General features: G+C 44.6%; 13 protein-coding genes. 6 read left to right on the forward strand and 7 right to left on the reverse strand.

The genetic code is table 11. The features are described from left to right. Positions 1–2: 2 nt before the first annotated feature. The 3 genes from A1232T_RS07260 to A1232T_RS07270 all read right to left on the reverse strand — a co-directional run bounded on the left by A1232T_RS07260 (position 3) and on the right by A1232T_RS07270 (position 2,727). Positions 3–536, reverse strand: a complete 534-nt coding sequence (locus A1232T_RS07260; protein WP_077448793.1) for a DUF2058 domain-containing protein — start codon at positions 534–536, stop codon at positions 3–5. A gap of 151 nt (positions 537–687) precedes the next feature. Then, entirely contained in the window at positions 688–1,512 is an 825-nt protein-coding gene (locus A1232T_RS07265; RefSeq protein ID WP_077448794.1) for an arylamine N-acetyltransferase family protein, read from the reverse strand. Between the two features lie 126 nt (positions 1,513–1,638). Continuing rightward, on the reverse strand, positions 1,639–2,727 hold the full coding sequence (locus A1232T_RS07270; protein WP_077448795.1) for a PTS sugar transporter subunit IIC: 1,089 nt from the start codon (positions 2,725–2,727) through the stop codon (positions 1,639–1,641). Between the two features lie 69 nt (positions 2,728–2,796). On the opposite strand from A1232T_RS07270, the gene A1232T_RS07275 reads away from it, so the two are divergent. After that, on the forward strand, positions 2,797–3,387 hold the full coding sequence (locus A1232T_RS07275; protein ID WP_077448796.1) for an O-acetyl-ADP-ribose deacetylase: 591 nt from the start codon (positions 2,797–2,799) through the stop codon (positions 3,385–3,387). 32 nt (positions 3,388–3,419) lie between these two features. Here the strand turns inward: A1232T_RS07275 and A1232T_RS07280 are convergent, their stop codons facing one another. Further along, a complete protein-coding gene (locus tag A1232T_RS07280) occupies positions 3,420–4,148 on the reverse strand; it encodes a glycosyltransferase (protein WP_077448797.1) in 729 nt (242 codons plus the stop codon). Between the two features lie 151 nt (positions 4,149–4,299). Beyond that, positions 4,300–5,685 (reverse strand): FAD-linked oxidase C-terminal domain-containing protein, encoded by a 1,386-nt coding sequence (locus A1232T_RS07285; RefSeq protein ID WP_077448807.1) that lies wholly within the window; start codon positions 5,683–5,685, stop codon positions 4,300–4,302. 505 nt (positions 5,686–6,190) lie between these two features. Here A1232T_RS07285 and A1232T_RS07290 point away from each other — a divergent pair. After that, the gene (locus tag A1232T_RS07290; protein ID WP_077448798.1) at positions 6,191–7,144 is read left to right on the forward strand and encodes an OmpW/AlkL family protein; all 954 of its coding nucleotides are present in this window, start codon (positions 6,191–6,193) and stop codon (positions 7,142–7,144) included. Between the two features lie 140 nt (positions 7,145–7,284). Next, positions 7,285–8,013, forward strand: a complete 729-nt coding sequence (locus A1232T_RS07295) for an MOSC domain-containing protein (protein ID WP_077448799.1) — start codon at positions 7,285–7,287, stop codon at positions 8,011–8,013. A gap of 201 nt (positions 8,014–8,214) precedes the next feature. Here the strand turns inward: A1232T_RS07295 and A1232T_RS07300 are convergent, their stop codons facing one another. Further along, complete coding sequence (locus tag A1232T_RS07300; protein WP_077448800.1) at positions 8,215–8,739, reverse strand: hypothetical protein; 525 nt, start codon at positions 8,737–8,739, stop codon at positions 8,215–8,217. 473 nt (positions 8,740–9,212) lie between these two features. On the opposite strand from A1232T_RS07300, the gene A1232T_RS07305 reads away from it, so the two are divergent. The 3 genes from A1232T_RS07305 to A1232T_RS07315 all read left to right on the forward strand — a co-directional run bounded on the left by A1232T_RS07305 (position 9,213) and on the right by A1232T_RS07315 (position 15,601). Beyond that, positions 9,213–10,577, forward strand: a complete 1,365-nt coding sequence (locus A1232T_RS07305; protein WP_077448801.1) for an efflux RND transporter periplasmic adaptor subunit — start codon at positions 9,213–9,215, stop codon at positions 10,575–10,577. A gap of 162 nt (positions 10,578–10,739) precedes the next feature. Further along, positions 10,740–13,826 carry an efflux RND transporter permease subunit gene (locus tag A1232T_RS07310; RefSeq protein ID WP_077448802.1) on the forward strand — a complete coding sequence of 1,029 codons (3,087 nt, stop codon included), beginning with the start codon at positions 10,740–10,742 and terminating at the stop codon, positions 13,824–13,826. A gap of 53 nt (positions 13,827–13,879) precedes the next feature. Continuing rightward, positions 13,880–15,601: a formate--tetrahydrofolate ligase gene (locus A1232T_RS07315; RefSeq protein ID WP_077448803.1), complete on the forward strand. Its 1,722-nt coding sequence runs from the start codon at positions 13,880–13,882 to the stop codon at positions 15,599–15,601. A gap of 150 nt (positions 15,602–15,751) precedes the next feature. Here A1232T_RS07315 and A1232T_RS07320 read toward each other — a convergent pair. After that, the coding region (locus A1232T_RS07320; RefSeq protein WP_143513967.1) for a zinc ribbon domain-containing protein at positions 15,752–15,861 on the reverse strand (110 nt) is incomplete at its 5' end.

The following is a 15,861-nucleotide window of genomic DNA, read 5'->3' on the forward strand; positions in this document are numbered from 1 at the left end:
TCTTACCACATTAAGTCATCAGGAATAACGTACGCAGCATACGGATCATCTTCAGCAGGCTCATCTTCCGCCTTGTCATTAGATTCCACAATAAAGCCTTCTAACTTCTCATTAATGCGATCTGCTAAAGGACGAGGTAGCAATGCATAGCCTTCTTCTAGGCGCGCAATACTAACGTGACCGGCAACAATTTGATCAAACAGCTTTTGAGTAATGTTCATCTTTTTGATTTTGCTGTCATCAACGAAGCGGTATTCAATATCACCTTGAGTATCGGTAATCTGATGCTGATTAATCATCTGCACGATGTTGGCTCTTAAAGTTTTTTCTTCTAACGCCTGCTGTCTTTGTTGATTCAGCTCTTGATCTCTTTTGAGCTTTTCAGCTTGCGCTTCGGCCACTGACTTTTTGATTTCTGCGTCCGGAGCATTGCCGGTGCGTTTGGCATGTGCAGCTTGTTTGGTTAGCTTTTTGGCTTTTTTGGTGTCTACCAATCCTGCTTTTAATAATTGAGCTTGTAAGGCATTTTTGGCCATGATTGTTTCCTTGATACTTAAACGATAAGAGTGGGCATGAAATAAAATGGGGTATAAAAAGACAGGGTACAAGTTTTACTCGACCCTGTCATTATTTTCGTTGGCTGATGAGCTCATACCTTTTCATACCTTTAAAACGGCAGTCTGTCCACTAGTCTTTAGCCTTCACATACTCTTCAAATAACCGAGTCAGTTCATCCCGGGTGTAGTTAGCCTTTAACTCGTTTTGCATAATATTGATAAACTGCTCAAGCTCAGTGACTTTGATTTGTTCAGTCTGCTCGGCATAAATCTTAAAATAATCACTGTTGCGTAAAGAGTTAATCGACTTCTCACTGTAGCAACTGACCACCAAATTATTGCGCCACAAGCCTTCAGGATTCATGTAGGAGTAGAAGTTACCCATCTGAAAGTCGGCTTCGATGTTTTCAATCAAGTTAAACTGAGTGGCATTAAAAGGTTTGCCTTTTTCCATCAACTGCATGGTGTAGACACCTTTGTCGGCATCTACCGGTAGCACTTTGTATTCGATACCCAAGTGACTGATAGCAGGAGTATCAGTTTCACCGAATTTCACCACCACGCTAGGGCTTCGAAAGCCAACACCGACATCTACTAAGTACTTATCACCTTGATAGTACAAGATAGTCACTCTATGCGTCAGCGGTGCTCTTGGTGCTTCATTATTGACCACACGAGCCAGGTGTTCAGTGACCTCAAAACCTTTTGCTTTAAGAGTCTCAAACATCAGCTTATTGTGCTCAAAGCAGTATCCGCCGCGTCCTTTGACCACCAAGTTATTATAAATACCTTCTAAATCAATAGGTACAGATTCGCCAAGTAGAATCTTTGGGTTGCCAAACGGATAAGCCTTCACATGGGCTTCTGCCAGTTTAGAGATGTCTTCTAAAGTGGTGATATCTGAGTCGATGTTTAGGGCTTGTAAGTAGCTTTCAACAGTTTGTTGGGTATCCATAGTTCTCACCGTCTATTAGATCATTTTGTTAGTATTATTTAGTTAAATAGGGGGTTTGTTCTATTTATCTTAACAAAATAACTTTTTAACCATAGTAACGCTTGGTTAAAATCATAAGCGCTTAGGTTAAGGCAACTTCATATCACCGTCTTGAATCCAGCCTGTACGGCGCATCAGCCAAGCTACTATACCTGCAATAACTGCGGGTAATACAAACATCAATAATCCAATGGCTAGCCAAATCTGAGTGGAAGTTAGCGCCCCTGCTGAGGCCTCAAGCACCCCAAACACACCCACAAATCCTGCGGTGCCCATGCCTGCGCCGCTGGCGGTACTCATCAAGCCAAATCCGGCTGTGGCAATAGGACCAACAACAGCACTAGCAATCACGACGGGCAATAAGATAATTGGCTTTTTAAAGATATTAGGAATCTGGAGCATACTGGTGCCAAGCCCTTGAGCAATGACTCCACTCATGCCATTGTCTTTATAACTGGCGACAGCAAAACCAATCATATGTGCCGCACAGCCCACCACTGCTGCACCACCGGCTAATCCATCAAGCCCAATAGCGATACAAATGGCAGCGCTCGAAGTGGGCATGGTCAGTAGTAATCCGACCACCACAGCGATAACCACCCCCATCATAAACGGCTGCAATTGGGTGGCAATCTGAATGCCAGTACCAATACTATTCACCAGACTAACCACAGGTGGATTGATCCAGGCACAGACGACCAATGCCACCAAGCCCACCGCCCAAGGCACCAATATAATATCGAGCTTGGTTTTGCCCTGAACCCAGCTACCAGCGCGACAGGCAAATACGGAGGCTAAATAAGCCCCAATAGGGTTGCCCGGTACAGCCAAAAAGGTCGGCGGCGCACCTTCTTGCGGCGTAAACAATTGCCCAGCCATTAGCGCTTCAGAGTGCGCTCCCATCATGCCAGCGACTAAACAGGCAAACACCACTAGCGTCGGTGCTTTCAGGTAATAAGCGATACCCACACCAATACCCGCTCCCATCAAAATTGACGCCAATTTGCCTAAATCCATCAGCAGTGGCATATCTAACGCCAAGCCCACTTGAGAGAATATAAGCCCTGCGATTAAAGTGACGAACAGCCCTAAGGCCATACCCGTAAAGGCATCGATAAAGTATTTATTAAAAAAAGCACGCACCGGAGAATGGGCGCTAACAGCAGACTGCGGCATAACCTTATCCTACATAAAAGAGGGGCGATTTTAATTATAATAACTATAAAATCGATAAAGGAGTTCTATATGTCTAGTTTAAAGCACCCTTTAGCGCAAAAACAGATTGATACGACAGATAACCAAGGTAATGAGCATCTCGTTACCTTAAAAGTAATCCAAGCGGATATTACCACGTTACCGCTTGATGCCATCGTTAATGCTGCCAATTCAAGTTTATTGGGTGGTGGCGGTGTCGATGGGGCGATTCACCGCGCTGCAGGACCAGAGCTACTGGCCTATTGCAGAACCTTAAACGGTTGCCCCACAGGGGAGGCCAAAATCAGTCCAGGATTTAAGCTGCCAGCGCAATATGTCATTCATACCGTGGGTCCGGTTTGGCACGGTGGCGGCCAAGGTGAACCTGAACTGCTTGCTAGCTGCTATCGCAATAGCATTCAATTGACAGTAGACAATAATATTACCAGCATTGCCTTTCCAGCCATTAGCACTGGCGTTTACGGCTACCCTATCGAGCAAGCCACTGAGATTGCTATTGCCAGTGTAATAGGCAGTGTTAAGCAAGCCGCTTTATCGGGCAGTGCTATTGAGGAAGTGGTCTTTTGCTGTTTTTCAGCAAGCGATGCGGCCATTTATCAGCAAAAACTTGAAGCTGTTTGAGAGAAATACATCTACTGTCTTTTATTCAGGCCTTATTTGGATTTGTAATGACCAAAGTCGTAGCGGATTTTTTGATTGCGAATTTCACCGATAAATAATCTATGCGTGTTGGCATACAGGTATTTCCAGCCTGTTTTTAAAATACCATCTTGCCTTAATCGCCTAGGGTCAAAAGTAAACGCGACGGGCAACATGCGAAAGGTCGTATGACGATTGGTTCGATTGACGTAATCACAGTCTTCGCACAGTGTGACAGTCGCATCGAAACCATTGATACGATTGTGAATGGTTTTGGTGGAAAACAAACAAGCACCGACCGCAGTGGGAAAGATATATTGCGTTAGATAGATGCCGGCATTAAATAGTTTATAGCCAAATGCATAGCGTTTAGGCAATCCTTTGGGTGACAAATATGCACCAGCGGTTTGCAGCTGTTTGGTATCTATATGGTGCATAGCCTTTTCAAGAAAGTCGCTCGATAAACGAACATCGGCATCCAAAAACAGCAGATGCTCGTGACGGGCAAGCGCTGCACCAGTATTGCGACCCAAGCAAACCCCGCGAGAGGTCATACGCTCTACTCTGAGCTGTTGAAATTTATCAGCATGGCACTTCGCAATGGTACAGGTGTCATCTTCACTATTTGAATCGACAACAATCACTTCAAAATCCCTAAAGCTTTGTTGTGCTAAGTCATTGAGCAGATTACCGATCCGCTCTGCTTCATTTAAGGTGATGATAATAATACTAAGTGGCGGCATGAGTCTAACCCACGATTAGGAGTTAAGACTCATGCTACGGACAAAATATGTCAGTACGATTATGCCACCCGATAAATTAAGATGGCTTAATAGAAGTTAGCTTAGTAACAATTAGCTTAGTGAACAGCCACTTAGTATTTAACGATATACCTTAAGAGGCTTGTGGCCAAATCTTACCTGGGTTTAAGATGTTATTAGGGTCAAGCGCTTGCTTAATGGCCTGCATCACGCCCACTGCCTCACCGTGCTCATAGGCCATATATTTGCGTTTGCCTTGACCAATGCCATGCTCGCCAGTACAAGTGCCTTCCATATCAATAGCACGTTTCGCCAGACGACCTACTATGTCTTCAGCAGTCTGCACCTCTTCAGGGTTGTCGGTATCTACCAACAATAACACATGGAAGTTACCATCGCCCACATGACCCACGATAGGGCCAATCATGCCAGAAGCTTCAATATCTTTGGCGGTCTCGCTGACACATTCAGCCAATCTTGAAATGGGTACACACGCATCGGTCGATAAGGCTTTAGCCTCAGGACGTAGCGCACAGCTGGCAGGATAGGCGTTGTGGCGCGCATGCCAAAGTTTCTTGCGTTCTTCTTCATTGCTGTCCCACGCAAAGTCTGAGCCACCGCAGTCTTCCACAATCTCACTAAAGATTTGCGCCTGCTCTTGTACCCCAGCCTCACTGCCATGGAACTCGATAAACAAGGTTGGCATTTCTTTTAAATTTAAATTGGAGTACTGATTACACGCCTTAACCTGCAGGGTATCTAACAGCTCGATACGGGCAATGGGCAAACACATCTGAATGGTCATCATGGTTGCTTCACACGCCGCCTCAATGGTGGGGAAGTGACAAATTCCACTGCCCACACATTCAGTGATACCAAACAGTTTTAAAGTAATCTCGGTCACTACCCCAAGTGTGCCTTCCGAGCCTATCATTAATCGGGTTAAGTCATAGCCGGCTGCTGACTTTTTAGCACGAGAGCCGGTTTTGATAATCTTACCGTCAGCAGTGACTACTTCTAGTGCCAATACCACGTCTTTCATGGTGCCGTAGCGAACGGCATTGGTGCCTGATGCACGGGTAGAAACCATACCACCAATGGTCGCATTCGCACCTGGGTCAATCGGGAAAAACAGCCCTGTATCACGCAAATAGTGATTGAGCTGCTCACGAGTTACGCCGGGCTGCACAGTTACCGTTAAGTCTTCACTATTGACCTGCAGAATCTCATTCATCTCACTCATATCGATACTCAGACCACCATAAGGTGCGTTGAGCTGACCTTCTAGCGATGATCCGATACCAAAAGGAATCACTGGCATTTCATACTTATTACAAATAGCCACTGCTTTGGCCACATCTTGCTTGTCACGGGCCACAAGCACTGCATCGGCTGGCTGGTTTTCAAGCCACGTCATGGTGTGCGCGTGCTGCTGACGGGTGGTTAGGTTGGTGCTCAGTTGATTGCCAAATAAGGCCTCTAGCTCTTGAATGGCATCACTGTAATCTTTCTTTGAAATATCTTCTAAAACTACATTAGAGTTATCACTCATGCAATTCACCTTTTATTTGTCGTATTTCTAGTTTTCACTCCACCAATTGATGGAGATTATCAGTTATTATTGGATAAAAGCTTATTAATTATCGTTTGCCTTCCCTTAACTTACAACCTTAATTATTGTTAAATTAAGGGTATAAGGCTTTTGTTTTATAAGCAGTTTTACCATTTATTTTGGATTTGTAGATTGACTATGCTCTTCAAGTTTTCTAGAATGAAGCTGTTATTGAAACATTTATTAATAAGTTAATACTTTGATATAACCAATTGTTTCAATTAATCAAGGATATCTACAAGGATGTTAGGCGTAGTGGTTTTATGACTGTTACGATGTTTCTTTTAAGACCTCTACTCACAACCTCCTTTATAAATAGGCTATCCTTTCCTACTTATACTTACCTTAAGTATCCTATTAATCTGTTTGATTATCACTGATGTTGTAATTTTCTTTTATACAAGGATGTATCATGAAAAAAACTCTCTCCATTGCTTGTGCTGTGGCTGCCCCAATGCTATTCAGTCAATCCGCCACTGCCGCCTTTGATTATTTCAAAAAAAGTGATGATGGCTTTAAACGCTACTCTATCTCTGGCGGTTGGTTACATGCCGATCCACAAGGGGACGCTACTCCTGTAGTCAATAAAACTGCTATTTATGACGGATTTGAATCAGAAGCTTCGGGTATTCCCGTAGAGGTTTCTGGTCTTGAACAATGGAGCAGTCCAGGCACAGGACTAGAGTCTGACACAGTCGATACCTTCGGCATGCTAATGACTTACTATGTAGACGATCATTGGGGTGTAGAAGTAAAAGCCGGTATTCCTCCTAAAGTTGATATCTTAGGTAAAGGTGAAGTGTTTGCTAATGTAGAGACAAACTTAATTACGCCTGACCCCATCTCAATTACTGACATGACCCGTGGGGGCGGGGTGGCTTCTACTGCTCGTGCCTGGTTACCTGCTGCTTTAGTGCAGTATCAGTTTGGTAAACCTGGTGTCAATAAGCTTCGTCCCTATGTTGGCGCTGGTGTAATGTATGCCTACTTTAATGACATTGATCTTAATAAAGGCATTGGCCAAGACTTACAGGTGGCAGCTGGCCGCTTACAACTGATTAAAGATGGTCAAGCTGCAGCTGCTTTAGGCACAAAAGAACAGATTCGCGACAATATAGATGCCGGTGTGGCTGATATGCGCGTTAAAGTGGAGGCAGACAGTGCTTGGGCGCCTATCATTAACGTTGGTGCTACTTATGACTTCGATGAAAACTGGTTTGCTGTTGGGTCAATCAGTTATGCAAAATTAGACAGTGACACTACCATTACTGTGAAAAACGGTGAAGGCGACCAACTAATCGAAGCAAAATCTAAGATTGATATCGACCCTTATATTACCTATCTAGGTGTGGGTTACCGCTTCTAATTAAACAGTTAATAATCAAGCTTTTAAAAAACGCATCTTATTAAAGGTGCGTTTTTTTATGCCTTTCGTTAAATAAATGGGGTAAGCAGCCTACATTTTGCTATAGTAAAAAAGACACAATCGCAGTGAGTATCCTTATTATGGCCCAGTCTATTTCAACACCACAATTAGATAGTCCGTCATCCAGTCTCCCAATTCATATAGCTACTTTAAAGTGCGTGCGTACTGGTAAAGCCATGCCTTTTACCCGTGAGCAGCTAAGCGCCATTAATAAAGCGCCGATTACAGCCCCGGTAGCCGTTAATTATCTAGGGCTAGTTACGGATGAACAGGCAGACAGGCGCCATCATGGGGGATATTTAAAAGCTGTGCATCAAATGAGTTCCGCCACTTACGATAAGCTTAATAGTGAGTTTAATCTAAAACTAGAAGTCGGCTTATTGGGTGAGAACTTAACCACCACTGCAGTTGAAGGCAACCAAGAGATGACAGAAGCTACCGTCTGTATTGGTGATATTTATCAATATGGAGAAGCAGAAGACTGTGTTCAGCTACGGGTAGTTCAGCCAAGAAGACCTTGTTACAAAATAAATGATCAGATTGGGCCCACTGCCAGCAACAGAAATATCGCCTCATGGATTACCAATCAAGGGATTTCAGGCTGGTACTTTCAGGTAGTGAAAGATGGCATTATGCAAAATGAGCTGCCTGTGTATCTAGTACATCGCCCCTATCCTTTTGCTAACTTAAAACAGCTATGGACTCTGGCCAACAGCAAGCAAAAAATAAGCAAAGAAATTATAGAGCCCTGGCTCGATATTGACTGCTTAGAAGACAGCTGGAAAAAGGTATTGGCAAAAAAGATCTAACTTTGCTTAAAAACCAAAACTAGAAAGTCAGACTAAAACTAAAAAAGTAAAGACTTTTTTAGGATAAAGCACAAAAAAGAGGACACAAGGTCCTCTTTTTATTCAAGCCCATATTTTTTAGACTTGGGCTCAGTAATTCATAAAGGGTGACTTTTAATGAATTACTGAACTATTTCTTCTATTACTTATTGCCTATCTAACTTATTTCGCTCGGACACGGCGATTTTCTTGTACTTCTACTTGACCAGGCTGTGTGGCTTGTAATTCACCACGGTTGTCTTTAACTTTTTGCTGTAGAGTTATCGGAGTAGCTTCAATATTACCACCTGACTCACCGGCCAAAGTAGGAGTTGCATCAATATTAGCTGGGGCTGGTGCCTGCTGACCAACGGCGGCTACTGCCACTTGTTGTCCATCCTCGGCATCAGCACCTTCCTCTTCAGCTACTTCGGCTGTGGTCTGTTCAGCGACAGCTACTTTACCTGGCTGTGTGGCCAGTAACTCGCCTTCTTCGTCTTCAACTTTTTGCTGTAAAGTGTTCTCTACTTCAGCTGCTGCTGTTGCAGTCGCTTCATTTACTTCTGCGGCAACCTGTTGAGTATTAGCCTGTGCAGTTGGCTCAGCTTTAGGTTGTTCGGCTGCTGAAGCTGTACCAGAAATAGCCAATACGCCAGCCACTAGAGTTGAAATCACTAAGCCATTCTTTTTTGTATGATTTGTATTCATTGTTTTTCTCCAAGCATCTTTTTAACGGATGATGATTATCAAGTTATTTTTCTATATCCAATATATCCAAAATAACGGACTTTTAAATTTCACCTGACTCAGTATAAAGAGCAAAAAAACTATTTTGATAATGGCTTTGTAAAATTATTCTTATGAGTTGTATATAGTCACCCCAGTTCTTTGCACAACTGTTGGTAATAAGTTTCATCTTAAGAGTTTACAGAAGACCTTCTAACCCCATATAAATCAAAGCCTCTAAAAAAATAGAGTTTTAGTTAGCTAAAATTAACCTGAGTATAAAACAGTACACTTGAGCTAACAAAAAGACGGATTAATCAAAATTTGATTAAATTATTCTTTAAAATCAAGTTAAACAATTTAGTACGATATCACCCTAAACAAAAAGTGTGTATTTAACGTATAATTTAAATTATTTTTTTATTTATCCAAACCAATGTGTTTGCGAGATTGATATGACTAGTAATTCTGATTCCAACAAAAAAACACCCGATGAGATTCCTAGCGCAGCTACTACCGAGACTAATAACGCTAAGGACACCTCTGCTGATTTGGAGAACTCTGCAGCCGACGCAGAGCCTGCTTATATCCCTTATAGTGCAGAAACCGCCAAATCAAAACCAAACTGGCTTTGGGTGTTGCCTCTACTTTTAGTGACCTTACTTATCGGCTTGTTTGCGGGTCGAATGTGGGGAGAGAAGCAACCTGAAGACAATGAGCTTACTACTGAAAGATCCGTTACTCCGCAGATGGGAACCGCCACTGGGGTCACTGAAGTTGAAAAAGAAGTGAGCCAAAAGCCAGTGCTGACTGTAGAGACGGTTACCCCCACTCAATCTAGTGTGACTAAAGACTTAACAGCGGATGGCACCATTAGTCCTGAAACTACCTCAACCGTAAGCGGCAAAGTTAATGGCGTCGCTATCGATAGAGTGTTGGTTAGAGAAGGCGATCAGGTCAAAAAAGGTCAAGTATTGGCCATCTTTGATACCGATGCGATGCAGCAGCAGTTGATCCAAGCCAAGGCAGAGCTAGCCGAAGCAGAATCTAGCTATGAGTTGGCTAAGCGGGATGCAGACCGAGTTCTACCTCTGCTAGAAATCAATGCCATCAGTCAGCAAGAGGCTGATCGTTATGTGGCCACCGCTAACCAAGCATCGGCTTCAGTAGCGGCTTCAAGAGCAAGGCTAAATAACCAAAATCTGAACATGCAAAATGCCAAAGTAACCGCCCCTGTAAGTGGCGTTATTAGCGAAAAATCAGCCAACGTGGGTAGCGTGCCGGGCCCAGAGCCTCTATTTACCATCATTGAAGAAGGTAAGCTTGAGTGGCAAGCACAAGTAGATCCCAATAAAGTGGGTGAAATTAATGTGGGCACTCCCGTTGAAGTCAGTTTACCGAACAACAAAAGCGTCATGGGTAAGGTTAGCCGTATCTCACCGACCGCAGAAGACGGCAGCCGTCAAATTACCATCTATGCCTCATTAGCAAGAAATCCTAATGCCAGAGCCGGTATGTATCAACGCGGTACTTTCAAGTTAGGTAGTGATGCCAAATCAACTATTCCGGTTAGTGCCGTGGTGACTCAAGATGGCTATGACTATGTCATGCAGGTTAAAGCTGTGAAAAATGAGAACCGTGAAACTATTTATCGAGTAAGCCGAGTCAAGGTGAAACTTGGCGAGCGTCAAGGAGATCGGGTGGTACTTCTAGAGCCTATTCCAGGAGAAGCCAATATCGTACGCCAAGGTGGCAGCTTCTTAAGTGATGGCGACGTTGTAACCATCGCCGATACCAATACTCCGGCTAAAGCTGAATAAGCTCATCATAGTTTGCTCAAGTTTAGAAGGGTGAGGTGTGGCAGGTTATCCGTTAAAAATAACGTCTTATTAATGGATTAATCACTCCTCACTGCCTCACCCCTACTCTTGTCCACCGCACCTCTCGTATTTTGATTTATTTCTCCAAGTAGGATGCCCTCTATGAGCTTTAATGTCTCAGCATACTCCATTCGAAACCCACTGGTTGCCATACTTCTATTCATACTACTGACCCTCGGTGGTATCTATGGATTTATGCAAATGAAGGTCCAGCAGTTTCCTGATATCGACCTGCCTGCTGTGGTAGTCACCGTCACTTTACCGGGTGCCGCTCCCAGTCAGCTTGAAAATGATGTGGCCAAAAAGGTTGAAAACAAGATCGCCAGTATCGAAGGCGTGAAGCACATGAACACCACGCTGCAGACTGGGGCCGCTACTATAACCACTGAGTTCGTGCTTGAAAAAGACATCCAAGAAGCTGTGGACGATGTGCGCTCAGCAGTTGGAGAGGTGCAGGGAGACCTACCTGCTGCAGCCAACGACCCTATCGTGACCAAGGTGACCACAGCGGGGCTGCCTGCCGTTACTTATACCGTTGCCGCCAATGGGGTGAGCCCTGAGGATTTATCTTGGTTTGTCGATGACACAATTAATAAACGCCTCTCTGATATCAAAGGGGTGAGTACTGTCAGCCGAGTTGGTGGTCTTGAGCGTGAAATTAGCGTTGAGGTAGACCCTATCAGCCTTAATTCACTCAAACTGCCCATTAGCCAGCTGTCAGAACAAATTACAGGTATTCAACAAGACAGCTCAGGCGGTGAATCAGAGGTGGGCAGTAGCAAACAAAACATTCGCGTTTTGGGTGCAGTGAGTAATGCTCGAGAGCTTAATGACTTACAAATTGCTTTGCCCACAGGCGGAACTCAGCGTCTAGGAGAGATTGCCACCATTACCGATGGTACAGCTGACCCAAGCTCGATCGCCAAATTAGATGGTGAAACAGTAGTTGCATTTAACGTGACTCGCTCACGAGGTGCCAGCGAAGTAGAGATTGTAGAACTGGTCGATGAAGAGTTAGCTAAACTGCAACAAGACATGCCTAACTATACGATTACCAAAGTATTCGATCGGGCCACCCCAGTTGATGAAGACTATCAAGCCTCTCTTAGAATGCTAATTGAAGGCGGCTTCTTAGCGGTAGTCGTGGTATTCCTATTTTTACGTAACGTACGGGCTACCATCGTTGCAGCCGTTGCCCTACCCTTGTCGGTAATCCCTACTTTCTTGGGCATGTACTTGTTCGACTTTAGCTTGAATATTATTAGTTTATTGGCCTTATCCTTAGTGGTGGGGGTCTTGGTTGATGATGCCATTGTGGAAGTCGAGAACATCATACGCCACTTACGTATGGGCAAGACGCCCTATCAAGCTGCAATGGAGGCCGCGGACGAAATTGGTCTAGCAGTAGTCGCCACTACCTTTACCTTAATTGCAGTATTTTTACCGACTGCATTTATGAGCGGTATTGTTGGGCAGTTTTTCCGTCAGTTTGGTTGGACCGCGGCTATTTCTATTTTTGTGTCATTAATGGTTGCCCGTTTAATTACCCCAATGATGGCTGCTTATGTACTGCGTCCTGAAAAGACGCGTGTCGAAAAAAGCGGACGCATCATGGAAGCTTATCTAAAATCAGTGGGCTGGACACTGCGTCATCGCTGGATTACTTTAGGAACTACCCTTCTTCTATTCGCAGCGTCCTTGACCTTGGTTAAGCTACTACCCACCACTTTTATCCCCGAAAACGACATTGACCAGACTCGTGTGGGCATTGAATTAACCCCCGATGCCAGCTTAGAAGATACCAGCCGAATCACGCAAATGGTTGAAGACAGAGTGTCTCAAATTGAAGGGGTGAAGAGTATCCTAAGCGTGGTAGGCGACCCCCAACAAGCCAGCCTAGACTCAGCGTCTAGCTCAGGCAGTGTCTCTAACGCCGCCAGTGTTGATATTGTGCTTGAGCCACGTGGAACCCGTCCTAGCAAGATAGAAATTGAGCGTCAGATTACCGAAGCTTTAACCACGGTACCAAGCGCCAGATTTGATATCGGTCTGTCTAGTGGCGGCGAGGCAGGCTATAGCTTTGCTCTTACCAGTACCAACTCTGAGCTATTAGAACAAATGGCACAGCAGGTCATGACTGAAATTCGCTCACTACCTGAAGCAGGCAGTGTCACCAGTAACCGAAGCTTACCCCGTCAAGAGCTGTCGATTACGCCAAATCGTACCGCCATGGCAGATCAAGGTGCTACCACACAAGGGGTTGCTGATACGTTACGCGTAGCCACTTTAGGAGATTATGAGCAGCGACTGTCTAAGCTTAATTTAGACACGCGTCAGGTCCCTATCGTGGTGCGTTTGCCAGAAGAAGCAAAAAATAACGTCAGTCAGTTGGCGGATTTATATGTACCAAGCTCAGGCAGTGCTGGTGCCCGCGTGGGTGAAGTTGCTGATCTATCCTTTGGTACAGGCCCTTCTGAAATCATACGTTTTGACCGAGAGCGCTCCATCACCATTAACGTTCAAGTAGCAGGCGGTGAGCTAGGGGGTCTGGTCGACGCTGTGAAGAACCTCCCCTCTTTACGAGAAGGCAGTATTCCTGAAGGTATTTCAATCATCGACCAAGGTCAGGCAGAAAGTATGTCTGAATTGTTCGGTGGCTTCGTGGTTGCCATCACTGTCGGTATCATCTGTATCTTTGGGGTGCTGATTTTATTATTCGGGAAAGTGCTGCAGCCCTTCACGATTTTGATGGCATTACCTTTGTCTATTGGCGGTGCTTTTGTGGGTCTTGTATTGACCAAAAGTAGCTTATCAATGCCCTCAATGATTGGCTTTATCATGCTAATGGGTATTGCCACTAAAAACTCTATTTTGTTGGTGGATTATGCTATTTTAGCCGAGCGAGAACATGGGCTGAATCGTTTTGATGCCCTATTAGATGCTTGTCGTAAGCGGGCTAGACCTATTATTATGACCACCATTGCTATGGGTGCAGGCATGTTGCCCTTAATTTTTGGTCTAGGAGATGTTGACTCTACTTTCCGACGCCCAATGGCAGCAGCGGTCTTAGGAGGTCTGGTTACCTCAACCTTCCTAAGCTTGATTGTCATCCCTATGGTTTATACCTTTATGGACGACATTTCTAACTGGTTTGCTAAATGGCTACGTCCGCATGGTAAAACCGACTAATTATTAACCCCTTAACTTATTTATTTACCTCACCAATAACTTGAGATCAAACTATGAGCGTACCAAGCGACATTGAGATTGCCCAAAAAGCGACCCTACAACCCATTGTAGATATCGCCAAAAAACTGGATTTATCTGCAGACAAAATCGAGCCTTACGGGCACTATAAAGCAAAAATTAATCCCAATGACGTGTTTGCCAAACCACCCAAATCAAAGAACAGCAAACTGGTATTGGTGACTGCCATTAACCCTACCCCTGCAGGTGAAGGCAAAACTACGGTTACGATTGGTCTAGCGGACGCCTTAAACCGGATTCATAAACAAAACCAAGATGGCAAGCGAACCATTGTTGCTCTACGTGAGCCCTCGGTGGGTCCAGTTTTTGGTATTAAAGGCGGTGCTGCTGGCGGGGGTTACGCCCAAGTCTTACCCATGGAAGACATTAACCTGCACTTCACCGGTGATTTGCATGCCATAGGGGCGGCCAATAACTTATTAGCTGCTCTGATTGATAATCATATTTATCAAGGCAACTCCCTAAATATCGACCCGAAACAAATACTGTGGCGCCGCGCCATGGACATGAATGACCGCCAGCTTCGTAATATTGTCGGCGGCTTAGGCAACACCACAGATGGCGTTATGCGAGAAGACGGCTTCGATATCACTGTGGCCTCAGAGGTAATGGCCATCTTCTGTCTGGCCAAAGATTTGGCTGATTTGAAGCAGCGTTTAGGCGATATTTTGGTGGCCTATACCAAAGATAAAAAGCCTGTTTATGCCAAAGACTTAAACGCCCATGGCGCAATGGCGGCTTTATTAAAAGAAGGCATCAAGCCTAACTTGGTTCAAACCATTGAGGGCAACCCTGCTATTTTGCACGGCGGTCCTTTCGCCAATATCGCTCATGGCTGTAACTCAGTCATTGCCACCCGTACCGCACTGCATTTGGCCGACTACACTTTAACTGAGGCGGGCTTCGGAGCTGACTTAGGCGCTGAGAAATTCTGTGATATTAAATGCCGTCTTTCAGGGCTAACTCCAGATGCTGCTGTGGTCGTCGCCACTATTCGAGCGCTGAAATATAATGGCGGTACAGCCAAGGATAGCTTAAAACAAGAAAATTTAGCTGCCCTTGATCAAGGCCTACCCAACCTAACTAAGCATATAGAAAACTTGCAAGAAATCTTTGGCTTACCTGTCATCGTGGCCATTAACCAATTCGAAAGCGATACCGAGGCTGAAATCGAAATGGTACGCAAAGCTTGTAAACGCCTAAAAGTTGACGTTGCCCTAACTCAGGTATGGGAAAAAGGTGGTGCAGGCGGAGAAACACTGGCCAAACACTTGATTAAGCTACTCGATGAAGCAGACAGTCTCTCTGCTCCTAAGCACGGCGGATTTAAGTTTGCTTACGACACAGACATGCGAATTGAGGATAAAATCCGCACTGTAGCTCAGCGTGTCTATGGCGCTTACGACATTGATATTAGCAGTACCGCCAAAGCCAAAATTAAGCGTTTAGAGGCTCTAGAGCTAGACAAATTACCTATTTGTATTGCTAAAACTCAATATTCTCTAAGTGACAATGCTTCATTGCTCGGCCGCCCTACGGGCTTTAATATCCATGTGCGTGATATCAGTATCTCTAATGGCGCCGGCTTTATTGTGGTGATATGCGGTCCTATTATGAGAATGCCAGGTCTGCCTCGAGTCCCTTCTGCAGAGCGTATTGATGTCGATGATCAAGGCAATATTATGGGCTTATTTTAACCCTCTAAAATTTACTACTTTAAAGAGAGCACTGGATTCAGTGCTCTTTTTTTATGGCTTAAACTATGGCCTAAATTACCAGTCTAAAAAGTATTTATATCGGTAATCTGTACCCGTTATTTATGTATGACGTTTGACTTCCTCCCCTCGCTAAACCGAGGGGATTCCTACAGCTAGACGGTCAAGCCCGACCGCAAGGATGTTCTTAGCAGCATTGATATCTCTATCATGCCATGTGCCACACTCAGCACAAGTCCATC

The organism is Psychrobacter pasteurii (genome assembly GCF_900162815.1).
Classification (GTDB): Bacteria; Pseudomonadota; Gammaproteobacteria; order Pseudomonadales; family Moraxellaceae; genus Psychrobacter; species Psychrobacter pasteurii.

Excerpts from the sequence above, each read along its gene's own strand:
- A1232T_RS07260 (WP_077448793.1), bottom strand. The coding sequence starts at position 536 with ATGGCCAAAAATGCCTTACAAGCTCAATTATTAAAAGCAGGATTGGTA.
- A1232T_RS07265 (WP_077448794.1), bottom strand. The coding sequence starts at position 1,512 with ATGGATACCCAACAAACTGTTGAAAGCTACTTACAAGCCCTAAACATC.
- A1232T_RS07270 (WP_077448795.1), bottom strand. The coding sequence starts at position 2,727 with ATGCCGCAGTCTGCTGTTAGCGCCCATTCTCCGGTGCGTGCTTTTTTT.
- A1232T_RS07275 (WP_077448796.1), top strand. The coding sequence starts at position 2,797 with ATGTCTAGTTTAAAGCACCCTTTAGCGCAAAAACAGATTGATACGACA.
- A1232T_RS07280 (WP_077448797.1), bottom strand. The coding sequence starts at position 4,148 with ATGCCGCCACTTAGTATTATTATCATCACCTTAAATGAAGCAGAGCGG.
- A1232T_RS07290 (WP_077448798.1), top strand. The coding sequence starts at position 6,191 with ATGAAAAAAACTCTCTCCATTGCTTGTGCTGTGGCTGCCCCAATGCTA.
- A1232T_RS07295 (WP_077448799.1), top strand. The coding sequence starts at position 7,285 with ATGGCCCAGTCTATTTCAACACCACAATTAGATAGTCCGTCATCCAGT.
- A1232T_RS07300 (WP_077448800.1), bottom strand. The coding sequence starts at position 8,739 with ATGAATACAAATCATACAAAAAAGAATGGCTTAGTGATTTCAACTCTA.
- A1232T_RS07305 (WP_077448801.1), top strand. The coding sequence starts at position 9,213 with ATGACTAGTAATTCTGATTCCAACAAAAAAACACCCGATGAGATTCCT.
- A1232T_RS07310 (WP_077448802.1), top strand. The coding sequence starts at position 10,740 with ATGAGCTTTAATGTCTCAGCATACTCCATTCGAAACCCACTGGTTGCC.
- A1232T_RS07315 (WP_077448803.1), top strand. The coding sequence starts at position 13,880 with ATGAGCGTACCAAGCGACATTGAGATTGCCCAAAAAGCGACCCTACAA.